Annotated in this window: 23 protein-coding genes; 17 read left to right on the top strand and 6 right to left on the bottom strand. The window is 63.9% G+C overall.

Translation table 11 applies throughout. The features are described from left to right. Window positions 1-44 precede the first annotated feature (44 nt). Complete coding sequence (locus AT395_RS19320; RefSeq protein WP_048628952.1) at window positions 45-1,274, bottom strand: cytochrome P450 family protein; 1,230 nt, start codon at window positions 1,272-1,274, stop codon at window positions 45-47. 206 nt (window positions 1,275-1,480) lie between these two features. Here AT395_RS19320 and AT395_RS19315 point away from each other — a divergent pair, with 206 nt between their 5' ends. Beyond that, entirely contained in the window at window positions 1,481-2,113 is a 633-nt protein-coding gene (locus AT395_RS19315; protein WP_048628988.1) for an ArsR/SmtB family transcription factor, read from the top strand. Window positions 2,114-2,192: 79 nt separating this feature from the next. Here the strand turns inward: AT395_RS19315 and AT395_RS19310 are convergent, their stop codons facing one another. Continuing rightward, window positions 2,193-2,495 carry a DUF4148 domain-containing protein gene (locus tag AT395_RS19310; RefSeq protein ID WP_048628953.1) on the bottom strand — a complete coding sequence of 101 codons (303 nt, stop codon included), beginning with the start codon at window positions 2,493-2,495 and terminating at the stop codon, window positions 2,193-2,195. A gap of 366 nt (window positions 2,496-2,861) precedes the next feature. Here AT395_RS19310 and AT395_RS19305 point away from each other — a divergent pair, with 366 nt between their 5' ends. Beyond that, window positions 2,862-3,521 carry an alanyl-tRNA editing protein gene (locus AT395_RS19305; protein WP_048628954.1) on the top strand — a complete coding sequence of 220 codons (660 nt, stop codon included), beginning with the start codon at window positions 2,862-2,864 and terminating at the stop codon, window positions 3,519-3,521. A 66-nt stretch (window positions 3,522-3,587) separates the two neighbouring features. Here the strand turns inward: AT395_RS19305 and AT395_RS19300 are convergent, their stop codons facing one another. From AT395_RS19300 to AT395_RS19285, 4 genes are all read right to left on the bottom strand, one after another. Beyond that, window positions 3,588-3,854 (bottom strand): hypothetical protein, encoded by a 267-nt coding sequence (locus AT395_RS19300; RefSeq protein ID WP_048628955.1) that lies wholly within the window; start codon window positions 3,852-3,854, stop codon window positions 3,588-3,590. Further along, entirely contained in the window at window positions 3,814-4,110 is a 297-nt protein-coding gene (locus tag AT395_RS19295) for a hypothetical protein (protein WP_048628956.1), read from the bottom strand. Before AT395_RS19295 ends, AT395_RS19300 begins: the two co-directional genes overlap by 41 nt. An 80-nt stretch (window positions 4,111-4,190) precedes the next feature. Next, window positions 4,191-5,069, bottom strand: coding sequence for an IclR family transcriptional regulator (locus AT395_RS19290; RefSeq protein ID WP_082164783.1), 879 nt, complete (start codon window positions 5,067-5,069; stop codon window positions 4,191-4,193). Window positions 5,070-5,119: 50 nt separating this feature from the next. Further along, complete coding sequence (locus AT395_RS19285) at window positions 5,120-6,277, bottom strand: FAD-dependent monooxygenase (RefSeq protein WP_042114931.1); 1,158 nt, start codon at window positions 6,275-6,277, stop codon at window positions 5,120-5,122. Between the two features lie 496 nt (window positions 6,278-6,773). On the opposite strand from AT395_RS19285, the gene AT395_RS19280 reads away from it, so the two are divergent. From AT395_RS19280 to AT395_RS19210, 15 genes are all read left to right on the top strand, one after another. After that, window positions 6,774-7,850: a porin gene (locus AT395_RS19280; RefSeq protein WP_042118075.1), complete on the top strand. Its 1,077-nt coding sequence runs from the start codon at window positions 6,774-6,776 to the stop codon at window positions 7,848-7,850. 305 nt (window positions 7,851-8,155) lie between these two features. Then, on the top strand, window positions 8,156-9,025 hold the full coding sequence (locus AT395_RS19275) for an ABC transporter ATP-binding protein (RefSeq protein ID WP_094068335.1): 870 nt from the start codon (window positions 8,156-8,158) through the stop codon (window positions 9,023-9,025). Between the two features lie 38 nt (window positions 9,026-9,063). Beyond that, the gene (locus tag AT395_RS19270) at window positions 9,064-9,846 is read left to right on the top strand and encodes an ABC transporter permease (RefSeq protein WP_042114934.1); all 783 of its coding nucleotides are present in this window, start codon (window positions 9,064-9,066) and stop codon (window positions 9,844-9,846) included. A gap of 15 nt (window positions 9,847-9,861) precedes the next feature. Further along, the gene (locus AT395_RS19265) at window positions 9,862-10,656 is read left to right on the top strand and encodes an SDR family oxidoreductase (protein WP_048628957.1); all 795 of its coding nucleotides are present in this window, start codon (window positions 9,862-9,864) and stop codon (window positions 10,654-10,656) included. Between the two features lie 41 nt (window positions 10,657-10,697). Further along, window positions 10,698-11,255 carry a cupin domain-containing protein gene (locus tag AT395_RS19260; RefSeq protein ID WP_042114937.1) on the top strand — a complete coding sequence of 186 codons (558 nt, stop codon included), beginning with the start codon at window positions 10,698-10,700 and terminating at the stop codon, window positions 11,253-11,255. A gap of 99 nt (window positions 11,256-11,354) precedes the next feature. Beyond that, on the top strand, window positions 11,355-12,263 hold the full coding sequence (locus tag AT395_RS19255; protein ID WP_053086368.1) for an alpha/beta fold hydrolase: 909 nt from the start codon (window positions 11,355-11,357) through the stop codon (window positions 12,261-12,263). A 1-nt stretch (window position 12,264) separates the two neighbouring features. Beyond that, window positions 12,265-13,206 carry an IclR family transcriptional regulator gene (locus AT395_RS19250; protein ID WP_082117814.1) on the top strand — a complete coding sequence of 314 codons (942 nt, stop codon included), beginning with the start codon at window positions 12,265-12,267 and terminating at the stop codon, window positions 13,204-13,206. Beyond that, window positions 13,203-14,009 (top strand): SDR family oxidoreductase, encoded by an 807-nt coding sequence (locus AT395_RS19245; protein ID WP_042114938.1) that lies wholly within the window; start codon window positions 13,203-13,205, stop codon window positions 14,007-14,009. The genes AT395_RS19250 and AT395_RS19245 overlap by 4 nt, the downstream gene beginning before the upstream one ends. Then, a complete protein-coding gene (locus AT395_RS19240; protein WP_042114940.1) occupies window positions 14,002-15,654 on the top strand; it encodes a thiamine pyrophosphate-binding protein in 1,653 nt (550 codons plus the stop codon). The genes AT395_RS19245 and AT395_RS19240 overlap by 8 nt, the downstream gene beginning before the upstream one ends. Next, window positions 15,647-16,465 (top strand): aspartate dehydrogenase, encoded by an 819-nt coding sequence (locus AT395_RS19235; RefSeq protein ID WP_042114941.1) that lies wholly within the window; start codon window positions 15,647-15,649, stop codon window positions 16,463-16,465. The genes AT395_RS19240 and AT395_RS19235 overlap by 8 nt, the downstream gene beginning before the upstream one ends. A 13-nt stretch (window positions 16,466-16,478) precedes the next feature. Then, window positions 16,479-17,975 carry an aldehyde dehydrogenase gene (locus tag AT395_RS19230; RefSeq protein WP_048628958.1) on the top strand — a complete coding sequence of 499 codons (1,497 nt, stop codon included), beginning with the start codon at window positions 16,479-16,481 and terminating at the stop codon, window positions 17,973-17,975. 74 nt (window positions 17,976-18,049) lie between these two features. Next, window positions 18,050-19,060, top strand: coding sequence for an ABC transporter substrate-binding protein (locus AT395_RS19225; protein ID WP_042114943.1), 1,011 nt, complete (start codon window positions 18,050-18,052; stop codon window positions 19,058-19,060). 13 nt (window positions 19,061-19,073) lie between these two features. Continuing rightward, window positions 19,074-19,415 (top strand): hypothetical protein, encoded by a 342-nt coding sequence (locus AT395_RS19220; protein ID WP_048628959.1) that lies wholly within the window; start codon window positions 19,074-19,076, stop codon window positions 19,413-19,415. After that, a complete protein-coding gene (locus AT395_RS19215) occupies window positions 19,415-19,633 on the top strand; it encodes a recombinase-like helix-turn-helix domain-containing protein (RefSeq protein ID WP_197088135.1) in 219 nt (72 codons plus the stop codon). Before AT395_RS19220 ends, AT395_RS19215 begins: the two co-directional genes overlap by 1 nt. Before the next feature lie 65 nt (window positions 19,634-19,698). Continuing rightward, a complete protein-coding gene (locus tag AT395_RS19210) occupies window positions 19,699-20,730 on the top strand; it encodes an aromatic ring-hydroxylating oxygenase subunit alpha (RefSeq protein WP_042114946.1) in 1,032 nt (343 codons plus the stop codon). Window positions 20,731-20,734: the final 4 nt, after the last annotated feature.

The following is a 20,734-nucleotide window of genomic DNA, read 5'->3' as shown; positions in this document are numbered from 1 at the left end:
TCAAATAAAACAGCGACAGTACGGCCAACAACGAGGTGTCTGGACTATTGGGAATCTTCATGGAATCGGGCGATCCGCACGTTGCCGAGGGGGTGATAAGCAGTGCCGCTGGCCGTTGACACCAGATCGACTTCATTGTCGAGCATCGTCTGTATGCCGACGGCCGCAATCGTGCTGGCGGGCGAGCGTCCCGGGCAGGCGTGCACCCCATGTCCGAAGGTCCATGCGATGTCGTCGGGCGAGGCACCGGCAGGCCCGCTGGCAAGCACCAAGAGTATCGCGTCGCCACGCGCCAGTGTTCGCTCGCCGATGACGGCGGGGGCGAGCAGGAAGCGCCGCGTGTTCTGCACAGGCGGATCGCGTCGGACGACCTCGCCGACTGCGGCGATGGCGAGACTCAGGTTGGCGGGAAGCGCTGTGCGACTGCGACCGGTGCCGGCAGACGATGACGCCGCCGCGCCATGCCGTGCGAGTCTGCGAAGACTGTTCGCCACGAGCCCGGCACAGGCATCGTGCGCTTGCGTGAAGAGGCCGACGATGTTGGAGGTGAGCGCGTCGCCGTCGATTGCGTTTTCGCATGAAGCGCGCCGAGCCGTGCCGTGCAGCCAGGAGTTCGAATCGGCTCCCCCGCCTAACCATTGCATCGCACGGCCGCGCAGCGTGGCGACGGCGCTGTGACCGCGTGCCAGTACATCGGCGCGAGGCGAGGGCTTTGCGGACTCGGCCATTGCGGCAACGAGCTGTCGAACGTCGTCATGAACATCCGTCCACTGTGACGCGGGAACGCCCAGCCACGCGGCGAGGGCGTAGATCGGCTGACGGAAGACGAAATCGTCAAGGCGTGCGGTGAGGGCGTCGCCGCACGCGAGATAGGCATCGGCGTATGCGGCATGGCTGGCTTCGCGCAGTCTTGCAAGGGTGGTGCGCTCGGTGTGCAACTCGGCGAGTCGTGTCTTGAGCCACGGCTTCATGGTGGCGTGCGAGGCGCCATCGGTCATGCGCACGAGCGCGCCGAACCAGTCGCCGGCGGGGCCGCTGGCTAGTGCGGCGGGCACGGTCGCCCCCGCAGGACGCACGCCGCAGGCCGGGTGGCTGAGAACAGCGGTCAACGCTTGCGGTCCGGCGGCGACCCACATGCCAAGCGAGGTGTCGAAGTCGAACGGGCGTTGTTCGGCGAGCGACGCATAGTACGGATATGGATTCGGGTGGACGACTGCGGCCAGAGGGTTGGCCGGAGCCGCTACGGTAGAGGAATCGACGTTGGCAGCGAGCATGGCAGGGGCCTTTTAGAGAAGGTCTCGACGGTGTCCATCATCCGGCATTCTCCGACCGGCATGTTTCACGACGCAATGAAGTGTTGATCGCATTCCGGGGCCTATACTGCGCTCATATTCTTCACGGGAGTCTGTCTGTGGACATCGCAAGAGACCATGCCCCCGGCGTCAGTTCACTGGCGGCGCTGCTCGCGGATACCGGCCGCATGACCATGCTGTGGGCGTTGATGGACGGCTCGGCGCGGCCTGCGGGCGAACTGGCGCTGGTCGCCGGGCTTTCGCCTTCGAGCGCCAGCGGACATCTGGCGAGGCTCGTCGACGGCGGCGTGCTCGCGCAGGAAGCGCGCGGCCGTCACCGCTATTTCCGCATTGCCACGCCCGAGACGGCCGCCGCCATCGAAGCCCTGGCCAGTGCCGTGCTGGCAACGAGGGAACTGCGCCCGCGTCCGGTGCCGGTCAGCCGGGCCACGCCGATGCCGTTGCGACACGCGCGCACTTGCTACGACCACCTGGCCGGCGAGATTGCCGTCGACCTTTTCGAGCGGATGCGGGCGCATCGATGGCTTCGCATCGATGGCAGCGACGTAGCGCTGACCGACGCTGGCGCCGACGGGCTCACTGCCCTCGGCGTTGATCTGAGTTCTGCGCGAGCCCGTCGCAGGCGTTTCGCCTGCACCTGTCCCGATTGGAGCGAGCGCAAGCCGCATCTCGGCGGCGCGCTGGGGGCGGCGCTGCTCAGCACATGCCTTCACGCCAAGTGGCTTGAACCTACCCGTGAGCCGCGCGCGCTGCGTGTTACGCCGTTGGGCGAACGCCAGTTCTCCGCGATGGCGGTCTGAGCGTTTTCGTCGCCCCAAAAAAGAAACACCCCGCGGAAATACGCGGGGTGTGGCACAACGGTAGCAAGCGATCAGGCGCTTAACTGCCAGCGTAGGTCGAATTGATCAGTGCGGTCGAACCATTCACGCGTTCGGCAATCGCCTTGCCGTAAGTCTTCAATGCGGGGTACTGACTATCGGTTTGCGTGAGCGTGCCTTGCGCGTCGATCAGTTGCTGACGAACATCTGCGCGCGGCACCGCGAGCTTTTCGCTATACACGCTCGATTGCCAAAACAGGTTTTCGTCGGGATAACCGTTGCCGCCCGTGCCTGCGAATGCCGCAGGGGCAGCCGCCACCGCAAGGGTTGCGGCAATCATCAGATGGGAAAGTGTGCGGGTCATGATTTTTCTCCTGTCATTGCTTTTCTGGTGGTCGGCCGGCTCACCTAAATGCCCGGCACCGCCTACGCCTTTAAGGTAGAGCGACCACGTCGCAGGAAAAACCGCATGCGGCGCAAGAATCCATTGCAGAGAAAGAACTGTCTCGAAACGCCTGTGAAATAAGGGTTTCAAGCCATCAAGCCACGTTGGGAAATGTTGAATCCAGACTCTAATAAAGATATTAATTAAATCGTCCGTTCACACTTTGGAGTGCGCAGGTACGCGCCCCCAACAAACATCGAATCGCAAGATCGTACAAGCCGGACAACCGGGTCCTCGATATCCTGCACTTTTCCTCCGAATCCTCTGAGAAATGCGGGACAGGCAATGACGCGGAAAGTGTTCTGGGATGAACCGTATCGAACCACACTCGACACCGTCGTGACGCGGGTGACGGGCGATCTGGTCCAAGTGGAATCGACGATCTTCTTTGCCTTCTCCGGCGGCCAGGAAAGCGACGCCGGTTCGCTGGGCGGTTACCCCGTCATTCGGGCGGAAAAGCGGGGACTCGACATTGTCTACGCGCTCCCGCATGCGCACTCCCTGCGCGTTGGGGACGCCGTGACATGGCAGATCGATTGGGCGCGGCGATACCGGCTGATGCGTCTGCATTTCGCTGCGGAAATGGTCTTGCAGTGGGTATATCAACTCAGACCGGGCATCGAGCGCATTGGCGCACACATCGCGCAAGACAAGGCGCGAATCGACTTTGCAAGCGATGTCAGTCTTGCCCCATGGTTTCCCGAGATCGAATCGGCCGCAGCCGATCTTGTGAAGCGCGATCTGCCTATCCTGACCGACTTCAGCGATGTTCCGACGCAACGCAGATTCTGGAAGGTAGAGGGTTTCGCGACGATGGCATGTGGGGGAACGCATCCGAGATCGACGCGCGAGATCGGCGCGCTGAAACTCAAACGCAAAAATACCGGGAAAGGAAAAGAGCGAATCGAGATTTCGCTACCTGATTCGCCGTGCGTGCCGGCGTGACATCGGCCTGACCGCCCTCAAGTCCTGTCGGCCCTGAGGGCGATACCAGCGTGCGGCAGAACGCGTTCAGAACTTATAACCGACGCCCGCGAGAAAGATATCGCTGTCGCGGTCATAGCCCGTCACGACACGGTTCCATGACACGCGTGCGACCCAGTGATCGGCGAATCGATAGGCGGCGCTCATCGTGAGCAGACCGGCCACGACGTTCTGTGCACCGCCCGCTTCGCGATTCTCCTTGTACTTGTTCCACGTGACGTACGGCCCGAAGCCCAGACCGAGGCTGAAGCGGCTATCGAAGAAGTCGTTCTTGATCCAGGCATTGCGCCGCAATGCCCTGACGGTTGCCGAGATTGCTATGCCCCTCGTTGATGAGGGAGACGGTGCCGTCAAAGAAGCGGCCGAAACCGTGCCGGTACTCGATCGCCTCGGCAGCGGCATTCTGCGAGTCCAGACTGTTGACGACAGACAGGCCCGCCATCACGGAAAGCACGTCACCTGTCGGTATCGCTTGCGAATTGCCGCCGATGAGCGGGCCGGTCGACGCGGGTTTCTCAAGTTGATAGCCCACGCCAAGCAAGTACGTCACCGAGTTGATACTCGACGGCGACTGGACATAGTTTGCCCGCGCCTGGACATACCAGCGGCTTCGGCAGTCTCTTCCGTGCGTTACAGACGTCCGGCAGCGGCGAGGAAAGCTGGCGCGTCTGCCAGTAATACGGCGAGATCGGCGGCGCCGGATTTGACCGCTGCGGCGGTACGTTCACGCGTGACCGAGTCAGTGCCGACCAGTGAGCGCGGGCCCGCGACACTGAGTGCGGCCAGTGGCCTGCCACGCGCGTCGAGGGCGGCGGCCGCACAGGCGTCGATGCCCGCTTCGAAGCCGTCCTGACTCCAGGCGCACCCGGCCTCCCGGTCGCGCGCTAGCTGGGCGTCGAGTGCCGCATACGTGCGGGCGCTTTGTGCCGTGGCGGCAGCGAGCGGTTCCGGGCCGAGCAGTACGCGGCGCCGCTCGGGGCTCAGGTGTGCAAGCAGCGCCCGGCCCGGGGCGGTCAGATGCGCCGTGACGCGGCTTCCGGCACGGATATTGCTGACGAGGGGCAACGCCGGCGTTTCGCATAGCAAATAGCGAACCTGTGCACCGTCGAGGATCGTCAGATAGCTCGATAATCCGGTCTCGCCGGTAACGCGCGTCAGCACGCGTCGCGCCGTGGCAAGATGATCCTCGCCGGCGAGGGCGCCAGCCGCCAGTGTCAGAAAGCCGAGCCCGAGCCGATGCCCGCCCTGCGGTAGCGGTTCCAGCACGCCCTCGAATTGCAGCGTCTCGATCAAACGCATGACTGTCACACGGTTCACGCCGATGCGGCGGCCGACTTCGCTGATATTCGCCGTCGATCCGCCGTCCGCCACGAAGCGCAGCAGCTTGAGCGCACGCATGACCGGTGTTACCAGGCCAGCCTGCGCGGCGTCGTGGGTAGCGTGAGCGTCGGTCGTTGCGATGTCGGTGGCGCCGGCAGTGATTCCGGCACTTTGCGAAACTCTGGTCATGCGTTCGATTCCATTCATCGGGCCGAAGCAGCGCGCCGCTTCGAGGTCATTCAGGCCGCCAACGGGACTTGCCACGCGTCGTACTCGTAGACCCAATCGGCATTGCCGCCTTCCTTGAGCCATTGATTGCCGCGCGAGCCGATCTGCACCCGTGCCGTGCGCTCGCGTCGCGACGCTTCGTAACGCGCCAACGCAGAAGCGAGCGCAGCCGCATCGGCGTTCGGCCCCACGGCGGCCAAGTGGCGAGACAGTACCACAGCGTCTTCGATCGCCATGCCGGCGCCCTGCGCCATGAACGGCATCATCGGATGGCTCGCGTCGCCAAGCAGCGACACACGATCGCGTGACCACTGCGGCAAGGGATCGCGCACATACAGCGCAGACTTGAGCACACTGTCACACGCGGCGAGCAACGCCTGCGCTTCGGGGTGGTAGTCGGCATACATGGCGCGCAGCTCGTGCACGTCGCCCGGCGCGGTCCACGATTCGAGCGTCCAGCTATCTTGCGGCGTGGTGGCGAATACGAAAATGTCGCGGCCGAGATTGAGCGGGAATGTCACGATCTGGCTCGATGGATTCGGTCCCCACCATTTCGTGAACGCGCCGAGATTCGGCACACCCTTGAGCCTATCCGCCGGCACGACCGCCCGATAGGCCACCACGCCCGTGAACTCCGGCGACTCCTGCCCGAACAGCCCGGTACGCACCACAGAGTGAATGCCGTCTGCGCCGATCAGAACATCCACCTCGTCCTGTGTGCCGTCTGCAAACGTCAGTCGAATGGGACCGGTCTGCGAACCCTCGGGGGCTTCGAACGACACCAGCTTCCTGCCCAGCGCTATCGACGCCGCGGGCACCGCTTGCTCCAGTGCTTGCAGCAAATCGGCCCGATGCATCGTGAGTTGCGGTGCGCCGTACTTCGTCTGCGCCGTCTGCGCCATTTCCAGTCGTGAAGTCTCTTCTCCCGAATCCCACGTGCGGCTAATGCGATGGCTCGGTTGCGCGGCGGTCTTGCGCAACGCGTCGCCGACACCCAGACCGTCGAGCGCGCGCACGGCGTTGGGCGTCAGGTTGATGTCCGCACCGACACGGGCGAATTGCGACGCCTGCTCATACACGCGCACACGAAACCCTGCGCGGATCAGACCGATGGCGGCAGCCAGACCGCCGATGCCGGCACCGTTGATGCCGATGAGAGGAGCTTGCATGGGGACATCCTTTGACAAAAGAGACGACGAATCCGAAAAAATAAAACGTTCAAATATGAACATGATGTTCAAATATTATTGTTTTTGATTCGATTGATCGCAAGAGGTCTTCGGGTAAATCCCGAGCGGTAGGTATCGTGCAAAGCAACGAGCGCCGTGGACTTCCGGCAACGTCAACGGGATGAATGGTGTCGCGCGATCGCTTTGCAGCAAGGCGAATGACGACCGAACCTGCGCGCGATAGCACGCCAAATTCCTCGCATCAATTCGTGCATCTCCGCTGCGGGACTCGGACGCCACCTGGCCTAAGCTCTGCTCAGTTGGTTTCATAAGTAATCCAACGTTTCATAGGTGGAACGTCGAAAAACGACAGGCGCACGCAGGGGAGTGACCGGCCAGGTCGCCGTGTGCCAGATGCGGCGTCTTCACCGTTCTCGAATCATCGAACGACAGGAGTACACAGATGAAGCGGTTTCCGATGGGGCGGATCCCGGGCATGACGGCGCTGGCGGCGGCAACGTTGCTGGTGGCAGGCTTGCCGGTCGCAGCACAGGCGCAGAGCAACGTGACGATCTACGGCAGCATGGATGCCGGTGTCGCGTACGTGAACAACCAGAGCGGCAGCGCGAACTGGATCGCGCAGCAGGGCGGCACGCAGCCGGATCGCTGGGGCCTGCGCGGCGTGGAAGATCTCGGCGGCGGCAACCGCGCGATCTTCCTGCTGGAAAACGGTTTCTCGACGCTCACCGGTAACACGATCAAGGCGGGCGCCATGTTCAACCGCCAGTCGTGGGTGGGGCTCCAGTCGGACAAGATGGGCACGCTCACCCTCGGTCACATGACCACGTTCAACTTCGACTGGCTGGGCCCGATGAGCACGGCCTATCTGGGCATGAACTGGTACATGTTCCACCCGGGCAATCTCGACGAACTCGCCAACACATCGGTGGTGCAGGTCGACAACTCGGTGCGCTATGTCACGCCCGATTTTGCCGGCTTCAAAGGGGGGGCCATGATCTCGCTCGGTAACAACCCGAACTTCGCCAACGGGCGCAAGTGGAGCGTGGCGGCGAACTACACGAATGGCGGCCTCAAGGCGTCGGCCGTGTACTCGAACGAGAACAACCGCACGCCGAACGTCGCCGTTCTCGGCGGCGCGACGTTCCAGGGACAGCCGGTCGGCACCTATGCCGCTTCAAATGTCGAGAACATGGGCGCCGGTGTGTCGTATGGCTTCGGGCCGTGGTTGCTGCATGCGTTGTACACGCGCGTGAAACTCCAATCGCCCGGCTTCAGCGATACGTACCAGTCGTACGACGGCGGCGTGAACTATGCAACGAGCGTGGCGAACACCGTTACCTTCGGCGCGGCAACGACCAGCATGTCCGGCAAACGCTGGACGCAAGTGAGCCTGGGCGACGTCTATGCGTTCTCCAAGCGCACGCAGGTGTACGTGAGCGGCGTCTACCAGCACGCGAGCGGCAATGGTGCGATCACGGCGATCAACACTATCGGTGCGTCGTCGACGGCCAACCAGCTCGTCATCATGTCGGGCGTCCATCACTCGTTCTGACGCACGGCTTAACAGATTCACCCAGTGGTCTCACTTCACACGCCGGCTGGCCTTCGCCCGCCGGCGTTTTTTTGTCCCGGGAAATCCGCCCGGCAGCCCGACATGCCCGCAAATTCGGGTTTCCCCTAGTGAAAAAACAATTTTGACTGCGCGCATCACTCCCTATAATTGATCCATAAGTAAATCAACGTTTCATATATGAAACGTGACGCGTAAGCGAAAGACAGGCTGGCAAGCCATGCTGGTGAAGTGAAACCGCGGGCTGCCCGAAGCAAGTTGAACATCCAGAAACACGGTGGTTTCCCATGCTCAGGTCGATTCAGTTGAAGGACGCGAACGTAGCCGAGGCGTATGCCGACGCGCGTCAGGCGCAGCCGGTGGCGGCACCCCTGCCGTTCGCCATCGAATACCGTGGCGTCACGCGTCGGTTCAAAAATCGCCAGGGCAAGGGCGAGATGACGGCCGTCTCGAACGTATCCATCGGCATCAAGGCCGGTGAGTTCGTCTCGCTGATCGGCCCGAGCGGCTGCGGCAAGAGTACGTTGCTCAACATGGGCGCCGGCCTGTATGCGCCCAGCGAGGGGCAGGTCACGCTCGCCGGCAAGCCCGTGCGTGGTCCGTCGCAACAAGTGGCATTCATGCTGCAGAAAGATCTGCTCATGCCGTGGCGCTCGATTCAGAAGAACGTTGAGCTGGGCATGCAGATTCGCGGCCGCAGCAAGGCGGAGCGTGCGGAAGTGGCGAAGACGCTGCTCGCGCGTTGCCATCTGAAGGGCTTCGAAAACCACTATCCGCATCAACTCTCCGGCGGCATGCGCCAACGCGCAGCGCTGGCACGCACGTTGGCCGTCGAGCCGGACGTGCTGCTCATGGACGAGCCGTTCTCGGCGCTCGACGCGCAGACCAAGATGGTGCTCCAGCAAGATCTCGCGCAGATGCTCGCCGCCGAAGGCAAGACCGCGCTGATGATTACCCACGATCTCGCTGAAGCGATCGCGCTCTCGGACCGCGTGTTCGTGATGAGCGAGCGTCCGGGCACGATCATCGAAGAAATCACGGTCGATCTGCCGCATCGCGACAACCCCATCGAGCGCCGCAAGCAGGCGGGCATGAACGAATACGTGGCCCATTTGATGGAACTGCTCAAGGTCGGTCGCGACGACCACCTCGGCTGATCCCGGCTCCCGACACTGCAAGACACTGGAATCTCGCTATGAAATCCCTTTCCAAAACGCAATTGACCGCCGGCAGCTTCGTGTTGCTGCTGATCTTCGCGGCCGTGTGGCAATGGGGCCCGACGGCGTTCGGCGTGCCCGAGTTCGTGTTGCCCAAGCTGTCGTCGACCCTGATCGAAGGCGTGCGCATGTTCGAGGTCGAGAACCTCTGGCTGCATATTGGTGTGACGGCGCTCGAAGTCATCGCCGGCTTCGTGATCGGTTCGGCCCTGGGCGTGCTGATCGGCGTGATTCTCGGTTTGTCGCCGTCGACCGAAGCCATGCTCTCGCCGTACATTCTCGCGTTGCAGATCGCGCCGAAGGTCGCGTTCGCGCCGTTGTTCGTGATGTGGATGGGCTACACCATCTACCCGAAGATTCTCGTGGCCGTGCTGATCGTCTTCTTCCCCGTGATGATCAATGTGCTCGGCGCGGTGCGCTCGGTGGACCCCGACATGGTCAATCTGGTGCGCGCCCTGTGCGGCCGTCGCTGGCAGATCTTCCGCTTCGTTGAATTCCCCTCGGCCATGCAGGCGCTCTTCGCGGGCCTGCGCATTGCATCGACGCTTGCCGTGATCGGCGTGACCGTGGGCGAGCTGGTCGGTGGCGACCGCGGGTTGGGCTATCTGCTGGTGTACGGCGAAGGTCAGGGCAATACCGCGATGGTATTCGTCGCGATTGCCGGGCTCACCGTGATCGGTATCGCAGCGTACGCCGCCGTGGTCTGGCTCGAACGCCGTGCACTGCATTACGTGCCGCGCGCTTCCATGAACATTGCCTGAGCGACGAGGAATTTCATGGTGACCGAATTGCCCATCCTCCCGCTCGACACCGACACGCTGGCACCGCTCGACGGCAAGAAGCTGCTCATCACGGGCGGTGCACGCGGCCTTGGCGAAGGGTTTGTTCGTGCCGCCGCCGCGCGCGGTGCGCAGGTGACGATTGCCGACATCGCCGCGCAAGCGGGCGAAGCCCTCGCGGCGGAGTTGCAAAGCGCCGGCTACGACGTGTCGTTCGTGCGCCTCGATCTGTGTGACCCGGCGTCGGTGCAAGCTGCCGCGAAGGCGGCCGCCGAACAGATGAGCGGCATCGACGGACTGGTCAACAACGGTGCGATCACCAACTCGGGCGGCAAGCTCGCGACCGAACTGAGCCTCGAGACGTGGGACGCGGTCATGAACGTGAACGTGCGCGGCACATGGCTGATGACGATGGCCGCGCTGCCGTTCCTGCGCGCGTCCGGTCAGGGACGTGTCGTGAACATTGCGTCCGACACGGCGCTGTGGGGCGCCCCGCGTTTGCTCGCGTACACCGCCAGCAAGGGCGCGGTGATGTCGATGACCCGCTCGCTCGCGCGTGAACTGGGCCCCGACGGTATTACCGTCAACGCCATCGCGCCGGGCCTCGTCGAGGTCGAGGCCACCGCTTATGTGCCGGCCGAGCGGCATCTCCACTATCTGGAGGGACGTGCACTGCCACGCGCGCAGGTGCCCGACGACGTGATCGGCCCGGTGCTGTTCCTGCTCTCCGATGCATCCCGTTTCGTGACCGGGCAGGTGCTGCCGGTCAACGGCGGCTTCGTCATGCCCTGACGAGCTACCTCTCATTCGCAACGCCTTCAAGGAGTGACAACATGGCGCAAGCCGAAGCTAAAAACACCGCGACGCCACAGGCTGTCGAAAGCTGGACGCAGGCCGAAGGCCAGACATTCAGCGAGTGGCTGGACACGCGCGTAGCGCGTTTCTCGACGCGCAAGTACGACTGGGACGCCCTCAAGTTTCAGGCCGACTACGACCCGAAGTATCGCCGTGCGCAAATGCGTTATGTCGGCACGGGCGGCACCGGTGTGGCCAAAGACACCAACACCGTGCCCGCCGGCCATTTCACGTTTTCGACGATGGTGATCCCGGCCGGCAACATCGGCCCGAGCCACATTCATATGGACGTCGAGGAAATCTTCTTCGTGATGCGCGGAAAGATGAAAGTGATCTGCGAGCGCGATGGCGAGACGTGGGAAGCCATTCTCGGCGAGCGTGACCTGATCTCGGTGCCGCCGGGCGTTTATCGCACGGAAATCAACATCGGCGACGAAGACGCGCTCATGTGCGTGATGCTCGGCTCGCAAAAGCCGGTCACGCCGACGTATCCGCCCGATTCGCCGCTCGCCAAGATCAAGCGCGAACAGAAGTAAGCCGCCCGGGCGGTCGTCCCGGAAAGCCCGGTGAGGTGTCTGCCGCTGGCAGGCGCCGCACCGGCAGGAATTCACGAAGTCAGACGTTCAGTTCAGACCATGCAAGCCGAAGCCTCACTGTCCGAAGTGCCCGAAGATGCCGCCGTCGCACCGCTGCGCGCGCGTCTGAATGCTTTCCCGTACCGCACGCTCGCCACGCGTACGGGCACCGTCGGCTATCGCTGCGCTGGCGCGCGTGCCGAGGGTGGCATGCCGGTCGTGATGCTGCACGGCATTGGGTCCGGCGCGGCGTCATGGCTGGCGCAGTTCGAAGCCACAGGGCTTAACGCCGAGCTTTACGCGTGGGACGCCCCGGGCTATGGGCAGACGTCGAACGTCGCCGATGCCGAGCCGCATGCCGATGCTTACGCCGACGCGCTTGAGGCGTGGCTCGATGCCCTGGGACTCAAGCGTGTCGCTCTCGTTGGCCACTCGCTGGGTGCGATCATGGCGACGAAGTTTGCGAGCCGCTCCCCGCAGCGTGTGAGTGGACTCTTTCTCTGCTCGCCGGCCGGCGGTTACGGCAAGGCCGATCCGGACGTGCGCGTAAGCAAGCGCGATAGCCGTCTGGCGATGCTCGACAAGCTGGGCCCGGCCGGCATGGCCCGCGAGCGCAGCGACAATCTCGTCGCGCCGAATGCCGCAGACCTGCCGCGCTCCTGGGTGAAATGGAACATGGCGCGCGTGCATCCCGCCGGATACCGGCAGGCGACGCACCTTCTCTCGAACGGCGACGTCGCCGGCGAGTTGGCGCAATACGTGGCCGCGAACGCCGGGCCGGTGGCCGTGGCGGTCGGCGCACAGGATGCGATCACGACGCCCGCAGCTTGCCAGACGATTGCCGACGTGGCCGGCGTGCCACTGCAGATCATCGAAGGCGCGGGACACGCGTCGTACATCGAAACCCCGGACGTTCTGAACGCCGCGCTCGCGGCGTGGCTCGAGCGCATCGCGGCAGGAGAGCGCTGACATGGCACCGGCAACCCCGAAGCGCGCAGCGGCAGCGCCCGACGCGCAGATCGAAGACGACAAGCTCGGTCTTCAGGACACCCAGACCGATGGCGACGAACTCGCCGAAGGTTCAACGTCCGACACCCGTTATCTCGTGCCCGGTCTGGAGCGCGGCTTGCGCATTCTTACGCAGTTCTCGCCGCGCGAGGCCGTATTCAGCGCGCCGGAGTTGTCGCAACGCCTCGGCATTCCGCGTACCACCGTTTTCCGTTTGTTGCAGACGCTTGAAGCGATGGGTTTTCTGGAGCGCGCGGGGAGCGAGAAGAATTTCCGTCTGGGCGTGGCAGTGCTGCGTCTGGGCTTCGAATACCTCAGTTCGCTGGAGTTGACCGATCTGGGGATTCCGATCATCGAACGGCTGCGCGACGCCACGCAATTGACCTCGCACATCGTGATCCGGGACGGGCGAGACATCGTGTTCGTGGCGAAGGCGCAAAGCGTTGCCGGCGTTTTCAATTCGATCAAGGTAAACGTCGGCACGCGTCTGCCGGCGCATGCAACGGTGCATGGCCATGTGCTGATGGGCGACCTGACGCTGGCCGAGCTTCGTGCGCTGTATCCGGAAAAGACGCTGGAAAAATACACGCCGCAAACGCCCGAGACGCTTGCGGAGTTGTTCGAACGGGTGCGTGAAGACGCCGAGCGCGGTTACGCGGTGTCGGCTTCGTCGTTCGAGCGGGGCATCAGTGTCGTGAGTGCACCGGTGCGCAACGACGCGGGCCGTATCTGCGCCGCCATCACCGTGACCATTCCGCGCGCCAACATCGATTCGTCAATGCTCGATGCGGGGCTGATCGGACAGGTGCGCGAGGCGGCCGATGCGCTGTCGCATCGTCTGAACTATCGACCGGGCAGCGACCGTCAACCCACCCCCTACATGAAGTCACTGGGATTGAAATGATCAAGATCGACCTCACCCGGCGCGCTGCGCTGGTCACCGGCGGTACGTCCGGCATTGGCCTCGCCACCGCCAGCCGCCTGCTCGACGCAGGTGCCGCTGTCGCGATCTGCGGCCGTAACCCCGAGCGTCTTGCGCAGGCCGAGGCGCAATTGCGCGAGCGTCATCCCGATGCGCGTCTCATTGCCGCGCAGTGCGATGTACTCAACGCGAACGACGTGACTGCGCTGGCCGAGCGCATTCGCGGCGAGTTCGGGCGTCTCGACATGCTGGTGAACAACGCCGGGCAGGGCCGTGTGTCGACGTTTGCCGATACGACCGACGAGGCGTGGCGCGAAGAGTTGGAGCTGAAGTACTTCAGCGTGATTCGTACCACACGCGCATGTCTGCCGATGCTGCGTGAGGCGGCGCGCGAGACGGGAGACGCCGCGATCGTCTGCGTCAACTCGCTGCTTGCGCTCCAGCCGGAGCCGCACATGGTGGCGACCTCATCGGCGCGCGCGGGGATTCAGAATCTCGTGCGCTCGATGGCGAGCGAGTTCGCGCCCGACGGTGTGCGTGTCAATTCCATCCTGATCGGATTGGTGGAGTCGGGCCAGTGGCGTCGACGCTTCGCCGAGCAGGGCGAAGGCAAGACGTGGGAGGAGTGGACCGGGGCGCTGGCCCGCAAGAAGCAGATCCAGTTGCAACGCCTGGGCAAGCCTGAAGAGGCGGCCGCGGCGATCTTTTTCCTGGCGAGCCCGCAATCGTCCTATACGACGGGCAGCCATATCGATGTTTCCGGAGGCTTGGCAAGACATGTCTAACAAAACCACCGTCGGCGAAGTCATCGCGGCGTTTCTCGAACAGTGCGGCGTGCAGACCGCGTTCGGCGTGATCTCGATTCACAACATGCCGATTCTCGACGCCATCGCGCGCCGCGAAAAGATCCGCTATGTGGGCGCACGCGGCGAAGCGGGCGCGCTGAACATGGCCGACGGCCTTGCGCGCGTGTCGGGCGGTCTCGGCGTGGCGTTCACGAGCACCGGCACGGCCGCAGGTAACGCGGCAGGAGCGATGGTCGAAGCGCTCACCGCGGGCACGCCCGTGTTGCACATTACCGGTCAGATCGAGACCGAGTTCCTCGACCGCGATCTTGCCTATATCCACGAGGCGCCGGATCAGCTCAGCATGCTCAACGCGATCTCGAAGGCAGCCTACCGTGTGCGTTGCGTCGACACGGCGCTCTCGACCGTACGCGAAGCCGTGCGCGCGGCGCTCACCGCGCCGACCGGCCCGGTGAGCGTGGAGATTCCCATCGACATTCAGGCGGCGGAAATCGAATGGCCCGCCGATCTGGCCGCCCCGCACATTCCGGTGCCGACGCACGACGAGGCCCGCGTCGCCGAGCTGGCCGACAAGCTGGCTGCCGCGCATCGTCCGCTGCTGTGGCTGGGCGGCGGCGCGCGCGGTGCCGAGGCGGCCGTCAAGCGCCTGGTCGACATGGGCTTTGGCGTCGTGACCAGTGTGCAAGGCCGCGGCATCGTGCCGGAAGATCACGCAGCCACACTCGGTGCGTTCAACATCCACCCAACCGTCGAGAAGTTCTACAAGACTTGCGACGCCGTGCTCGTGGTCGGCTCGCGTTTGCGTGGCAACGAAACGCTGAAGTACAAGCTGGCGCTGCCGCGCCCGCTGTATCGCGTTGACGCCGACGGTCTGGCGGACGGCCGGGGCTATCGCAACGACCTGTTCGTGCAAGGCGACGCCGCACGCGTGTTGAATGCGCTGGCTGATCGTCTGCAAGGCCGTCTCTCGGTTGATCCGGCGTTCCACGCCGACCTCGCCGCCGCACGCGATGCTGCCGTGAAGCAGGTGGCGGAAGGTCTCGGGCCTTACCGTCAACTGGTCGCGGCCCTGCAAGGCGCACTGGGGCGCGACTTCAACTGGGTGCGCGATGTCACGATCTCGAACAGCACGTGGGGTAACCGTCTGCTGAAGATCTTCTCGCCGCGCGCAGGCGTTCATGCGCTGGGCGGCGGTATCGGTCAAGGCATGCAGATGGGGATCGGCGCGGCACTCGCCGGTAACGCGAAGAAGACAGTGGCCCTGTGCGGCGACGGCGGCCTGATGGTCAACGTGGGCGAACTCGCTACCGCCGTGCAGGAAAAGGCGCCGGTCGTGATTCTGCTGATGAACGACCAATGCTACGGCGTGATTCGCAACATTCAGGACGCGCAGTACGGCGGTCGCCGTCACTACGTGCAACTGCACCAACCGGACTTCGCAGCGTTCTGCGCGAGTCTGCAACTCAAGCACGAGCGTATTACGGCGATCGATCAGGCAGAAGGGGCGGTGGCCCGCGCATTCGCGCACGACGGCCCGGTGCTGCTCGAAGTCGACATGCTGTCGGTCGGCAGCTTCGCCTCGCATTTTGCCGGCCCGCCGGTCCGGGAGCCCGCGAATGCATGAAGTGAACCACCGTCGCATTGACGTCGCATTGATCGGTTTCGGCGCCATCGGCTCGAAAGTCTACGAGGCCTGCGCAAGCGACCCGTACCTGCGCGTAGGCCATGTCATCGTGCCGGAAGACGCCGCCGAGCGCGTTCGTGGCAGCGTGCGAGCAGACACTGAAGTGGTGTCGTCGGCGCAAGCGCTGTCGAGCCGTCCGGACTTCGTGCTCGAGTGCGCGGGGCACAGTGCGCTGTCGGGACACGTCGTTCCGCTGCTCAAGTCGGGTATCGACTGCGCAGTGGCCTCGATCGGCGCGCTGTCCGACGCCGATCTGCTTGCCGCATTGGAGCAAGCCGCCAAGGATGGCGCGTCCACCGTCACGCTGCTCTCCGGTGCCATCGGCGGTATCGATGCGATTGCCGCTGCGCGTGAAGGCGGTCTGGACGAGGTGCTCTACACCGGACGCAAACCGCCGTTGGGCTGGCAGGGCACGCCCGCAGAACAGGTGTGCGATCTGGCAGCGATCACCACCGCGACCGTGATCTTCGAAGGCAGCGCCCGCGACGCGGCGCGTCTGTATCCGAAGAATGCGAATGTGGCGGCCACGGTGGCCATCGCGGGTCTCGGACTCGATGCAACGCGCGTGCGCCTGATTGCGGATCCCGCGACTACGCGCAACGTGCATCACATCGCAGCCCGTGGCGCGTTCGGCGAGATGTCGCTGGAAATGTGCGGCAAACCGTTGCCGGACAACCCCAAGACGTCGGCACTGACCGCCTATTCCGCCATTCGTGCGCTGCGCAATCGCGTTGCGAACTGTGTGATCTAGCAGGAAGCGCATCATGAGCCATCAAGATTTGCTGCAAGGGTTTTCGAGCGACATTCTGGTCGGCGGCGAATGGCGTGCCGGTACCGGCAAGCGCTACCAAAGCCTGTACCCGGCCGACGAAAGTGTGAACGCCGAGATCGCGGCGGCCGGTGCCGAAGACGCCGTCGAAGCGGTCGAAGTGGCCGACGCCGCATGGCGTCGCGCCGACTGGGCCGGACTGAAACCGCATCAGCGCGCCGCGGTGCTGCACCGTGTGGCCGACGGCATTACGCAACGTGCCGAATCGCTTGCGCATCTGCAACGCCGCGACAACGGCAAGCCGATCAGCGAGACTCGTGCGCTGGTGGCGAGCGCTGCGGGCACGTTCCGCTACTTCGCGTCGTGCCTGGAGACGCTCGAGGAAACGCTCACGCCGTCGCGTGGCGATTACCTGACGATGAGCGTGCACGAACCGCTCGGTGTCGTGGCCGCCATCACACCGTGGAATTCGCCGATCGCTTCGGACGCGCAGAAGCTTGCTCCGGCACTCGCGGCAGGCAATGCCGTGGTGCTCAAGCCTGCGGAAGTCACGCCGCTCGCTTCGCTCGAACTGGGCCGCATCTGCGAAGCCGCCGGTGTGCCGCGCGGCGTGCTGTCGGTGCTTCCCGGCAAGGGCTCGGTCATCGGCGACATTCTCGTGCGTCATCCCAAGGTCAAAAAGGTCGCCTTTACCGGCGGCACCGAAGTCGGCCGTGGCATCGCCAGGCTGGCGGCGGACAAGCTCATGCCGGTCTCGCTCGAACTGGGAGGCAAGTCGCCAACCATCGTGTTCGAAGACGCCGACATCGATCATGCCGTGGCCGGCGTGCTCTACGGCATTTTCAGTTCGTCGGGTGAGTCGTGCATAGCGGGCTCGCGTCTGTTTGTGCACAAGGCGATCTTCGACACGTTCGTCGAGCGGCTCGTGGCAGGCGCGAAGCAGTTGCGCGTGGGCGATCCGTTGCGCGAAGACACGCAGATGGGGCCGCTCGTCACGTCTGCCCATCGCGAATCGATCGAGCGCTATGTCGCCATCGGACTGGAAGAGGGCGGCCGCCTGTTGTGCGGCGGCGAGCGTGCGTCGGGCGACGGCCGCGAGAAGGGCTACTTCTACCTGCCGACCATTATCGCGGGACTGACGAATCAGGCGCGCATGGTGCAGGAAGAGATTTTCGGGCCGGTGCTGGCGGTACTGCCGTTCGAGAACGAAGACGATCTGCTGGCCGAGGCAAACGACAGTGTCTATGGTCTGGCGGCCGGTATCTGGACTCGCGACTACAAGCGCGCGTGGCGCGTGGGCCGCGCGCTCGAGACAGGCACCGTGTGGATCAATACCTACAAGCAGTTCTCGATCTCGACGCCATTCGGCGGCTGGAAGGAGAGCGGCATGGGGCGCGAGAAGGGCCGTCTGGGCCTGTTGGAATACACAAACCAGAAAAGCCTCTATTGGGGCATGAACGACAACCCGCTCGCCTGGGCGGGCCGGGTGTGAACGACAGGTAGTGCCAAAGCAAGCCGCAATGCACGGGGCATTGCGGTAACCCGATACTTGAGCGAGGCAAAGATATGTTGTCGATTTTCCGTGCATCGTTGGCGCGCCGCGCGCGCCAAGCCGCAGGCCTGTGTGCCGTGGCCGCACTCACGAGTCTGGCGGCGCCGGTCATGGCCCAGCCGGCGACCCAGCAGATCACCTATCTGCTGCCGGCACCGGCCAACCTGCCGGCCTTCGCGCCGCTGATGCTGGCCGAGAAGAAGGGCTACTACGCCGCTGAAGGGCTGTCGGTGCGCTGGCTGACCGTGCAAGGCGGCGCCGACGTCGGCAAGCAACTCGCCTCTGGCAACGGCGATCTGGGCGGTGGCCTGGGCGACACGCCGATCGTGTTGCGCCCGAACGGTATTCCCATCAAGGGCGTGGCACTGCTCGGCGGGCGCACGCTGCACCAGTTGGTCGTGCGCGACGACGCGAACATCAAGTCGCCGGCCGATCTGAAAGGCAAGACGATCACGGTGCTCGCCTATCAGGACACGGGCTTCTACGCCACGCTCGGCCTGCTCGCTTCTGCGGGGCTCACGCGCAACGACGCACGTATTCAGGGCGCAGGCCCGGCGGGCGTATGGCAGCAAGTGGCCACGGGCAAGGCCGAAGCCATGGTGGGCACGCCGGAGTGGGCGCAGAACATCGAAGATGCGGGTGTGAAGATCACCATGACGTCGACCGACAAGTACTTCCCGGGCATGGCGCAGGCGATTCTGGCATCGGACAAGACCATTGCCGAGAAGCCGGAGATGATTCGCAAGTTCGTTCGCGCCACGATCAAGTCGGTGGCAGAGATCATGCGTGACCCGGCGTCGGCGGCGAAGGAGTACTGCGCAGCGGTGCCGGCCTACAAGGGTAAGGAAGCGGAGATCGAGAAGATCCTCACGTATTACGCCCGCAACGTCTATCCGGGCCAGCAGCGACTGGGCGCGTTCGATCCGGCGCGCGTGATCAAGCTCCAGGACTTCTACGCGCAGGAAAAGGTGATCCGTGAGAAGTCGAATCCGACGGATCTCTACACTAACCAGTTCGTGCAATAAGGCGAGGCGCCCCATGAGTGAGAACGCACCCGCTGCTCAGCCCGAGACCATGTTGCTCACGGTGTTTCTGCGGCACGACCAGTCGAACAATCTCGACGAATTTCAGGAACGCCTGAAAGCCGCCGAGTGGTGGGAGCGCTTTCCGCCGGCCGGTGTAAAGGTGGTGTCGTGGATCGTGGCGATGGGCTTCGGCCAGATCGTCACGCTGGAACTGCCGCCGCACCTGCTGCCGGTGGTCAACGTGGAACTGGAGCGCTCGGCCTGGGGCGTGTTTCGCACCGAATGCTATCCGACTTACGACTTCGTACCCGTGCACGCACGCATTCGCGAACGGGTTCGCAATGGAGGGAAATGATGGACCGTTATCTCGAACCGCATCAAGCGCGTCGTCATGAGCCGACGCAATACGAAAGCCTGCTGGGCGACGCCATCGAGCGTGCCTACGCCGCCGGCACGCACGACCTGGCGGGTCTCGTGGCGTATTTGAATCGCACCGGACCTGGCCCGCAGGAAGGCGACGTGTGGACGGAAGCCGTCTACACCGCGCAGATTGCCCGAATGGCAGAAGAGTAAATAAATCACATAACGCAGTCGCCGCCCGCCACCAATGCGCGGCGACCGCGATGGAGAGGTCCCCCATGACTACGCAACAGCCTATCCTCACCGCCGACGCCATTCTCGAGCGCGGCCTGAAGCAACTGTGGTATCCGATTTGCCCGTCGCACATGGTCGGCCGTGAGCCGGTCTCGTTGCGCCGTCTGGGCAAGAAACTCGTGTTCTGGCGCGATCAGGACAACAAGGTGCATGCCCTCGACGATCATTGCCCGCACCGCGGCGCGCCCCTCTCGAAGGGCATCGTGATGGGAGATCGCATCGCGTGTGGCTACCACGGCGTGCAGGTGCGCTGTGACGGTACGGTTATGCGCGTGCCGGGCAGCCCGGGCTGCAAGCTCGAAGGCTCGCGTCCGACGCAGTCGTATCACATCGTTGAGCGCAACGACGCCATCTGGCTATACAACGCCACCGAGAACATCGACACGCCGCCGCCGCTCGTGCTGCCGGAAGAGCTCGATGCCAACGGCGAATACTCGTCGTTCCTGTGCTACACCGAGTGGAAGGGCGACTACCGTTACGTGCTCGATAACGTGATGGACCCGATGCACGGCACGTATCTGCACAAGCAATCGCACTCGATGGCCGAGGGCGACAACACGGCGGCCTTCCGCATTCGCGACACCGACCGCGGTTTCGTTTTCGAGAAGGAAGGCCAGCGCGACGTGAACTTCGACTGGACCGAGTGGGCCGATACCGGCACGCACTGGATGCGCCTGGAAATTCCGTACCCGAAGACAGGTGGCCCGGGCGGCAACTTCGTGATCGTGGGCAGTTACACGCCGATTTCGCCGAAGCTCGCGGCCGTGTTCCACTGGCGCTGCCGCAAACTTGACGGCTGGCAGCGCGACACGTGGCGCTTCCTGTATCGCAATCGTCTCGAGGCCCGTCACTGGGCGGTGCTGGAGCAGGATCGCGTGATGCTCGAAGACATGGAGCCGGACGCCAACCAGAACGAGCATCTGTATCAGCATGACATGGGTATCGTGCGTCTTCGCCGTCACCTGAAGAATCTGGCGAAGGCGGAACTCGAGCGCATGCAACAGGGCAAGGCGTGAGCCG

The sequence above is a fragment of the Pandoraea apista genome, assembly GCF_001465595.2.
GTDB classification, from domain to species: Bacteria; Pseudomonadota; Gammaproteobacteria; order Burkholderiales; family Burkholderiaceae; genus Pandoraea; species Pandoraea apista.
This window is presented reverse-complemented; position numbering and strand designations above follow the sequence as displayed.

Coding starts and splice junctions, on each gene's coding strand:
- AT395_RS19285 (WP_042114931.1), bottom strand. CDS start 6,277: ATGCAAGCTCCTCTCATCGGCATCAACGGTGCCGGCATCGGCGGTCTG.
- AT395_RS19265 (WP_048628957.1), top strand. CDS start 9,862: ATGGTGACCGAATTGCCCATCCTCCCGCTCGACACCGACACGCTGGCA.
- AT395_RS19215 (WP_197088135.1), top strand. CDS start 19,415: ATGGACCGTTATCTCGAACCGCATCAAGCGCGTCGTCATGAGCCGACG.
- AT395_RS19220 (WP_048628959.1), top strand. CDS start 19,074: ATGAGTGAGAACGCACCCGCTGCTCAGCCCGAGACCATGTTGCTCACG.
- AT395_RS19250 (WP_082117814.1), top strand. CDS start 12,265: ATGGCACCGGCAACCCCGAAGCGCGCAGCGGCAGCGCCCGACGCGCAG.
- AT395_RS19225 (WP_042114943.1), top strand. CDS start 18,050: ATGTTGTCGATTTTCCGTGCATCGTTGGCGCGCCGCGCGCGCCAAGCC.
- AT395_RS19270 (WP_042114934.1), top strand. CDS start 9,064: ATGAAATCCCTTTCCAAAACGCAATTGACCGCCGGCAGCTTCGTGTTG.
- AT395_RS19310 (WP_048628953.1), bottom strand. CDS start 2,495: ATGACCCGCACACTTTCCCATCTGATGATTGCCGCAACCCTTGCGGTG.
- AT395_RS19290 (WP_082164783.1), bottom strand. CDS start 5,069: ATGACCAGAGTTTCGCAAAGTGCCGGAATCACTGCCGGCGCCACCGAC.
- AT395_RS19235 (WP_042114941.1), top strand. CDS start 15,647: ATGCATGAAGTGAACCACCGTCGCATTGACGTCGCATTGATCGGTTTC.
- AT395_RS19305 (WP_048628954.1), top strand. CDS start 2,862: ATGACGCGGAAAGTGTTCTGGGATGAACCGTATCGAACCACACTCGAC.
- AT395_RS19255 (WP_053086368.1), top strand. CDS start 11,355: ATGCAAGCCGAAGCCTCACTGTCCGAAGTGCCCGAAGATGCCGCCGTC.
- AT395_RS19260 (WP_042114937.1), top strand. CDS start 10,698: ATGGCGCAAGCCGAAGCTAAAAACACCGCGACGCCACAGGCTGTCGAA.
- AT395_RS19245 (WP_042114938.1), top strand. CDS start 13,203: ATGATCAAGATCGACCTCACCCGGCGCGCTGCGCTGGTCACCGGCGGT.
- AT395_RS19230 (WP_048628958.1), top strand. CDS start 16,479: ATGAGCCATCAAGATTTGCTGCAAGGGTTTTCGAGCGACATTCTGGTC.
- AT395_RS19275 (WP_094068335.1), top strand. CDS start 8,156: ATGCTCAGGTCGATTCAGTTGAAGGACGCGAACGTAGCCGAGGCGTAT.
- AT395_RS19320 (WP_048628952.1), bottom strand. CDS start 1,274: ATGCTCGCTGCCAACGTCGATTCCTCTACCGTAGCGGCTCCGGCCAAC.
- AT395_RS19210 (WP_042114946.1), top strand. CDS start 19,699: ATGACTACGCAACAGCCTATCCTCACCGCCGACGCCATTCTCGAGCGC.
- AT395_RS19280 (WP_042118075.1), top strand. CDS start 6,774: ATGACGGCGCTGGCGGCGGCAACGTTGCTGGTGGCAGGCTTGCCGGTC.
- AT395_RS19240 (WP_042114940.1), top strand. CDS start 14,002: ATGTCTAACAAAACCACCGTCGGCGAAGTCATCGCGGCGTTTCTCGAA.
- AT395_RS19315 (WP_048628988.1), top strand. CDS start 1,481: ATGACCATGCTGTGGGCGTTGATGGACGGCTCGGCGCGGCCTGCGGGC.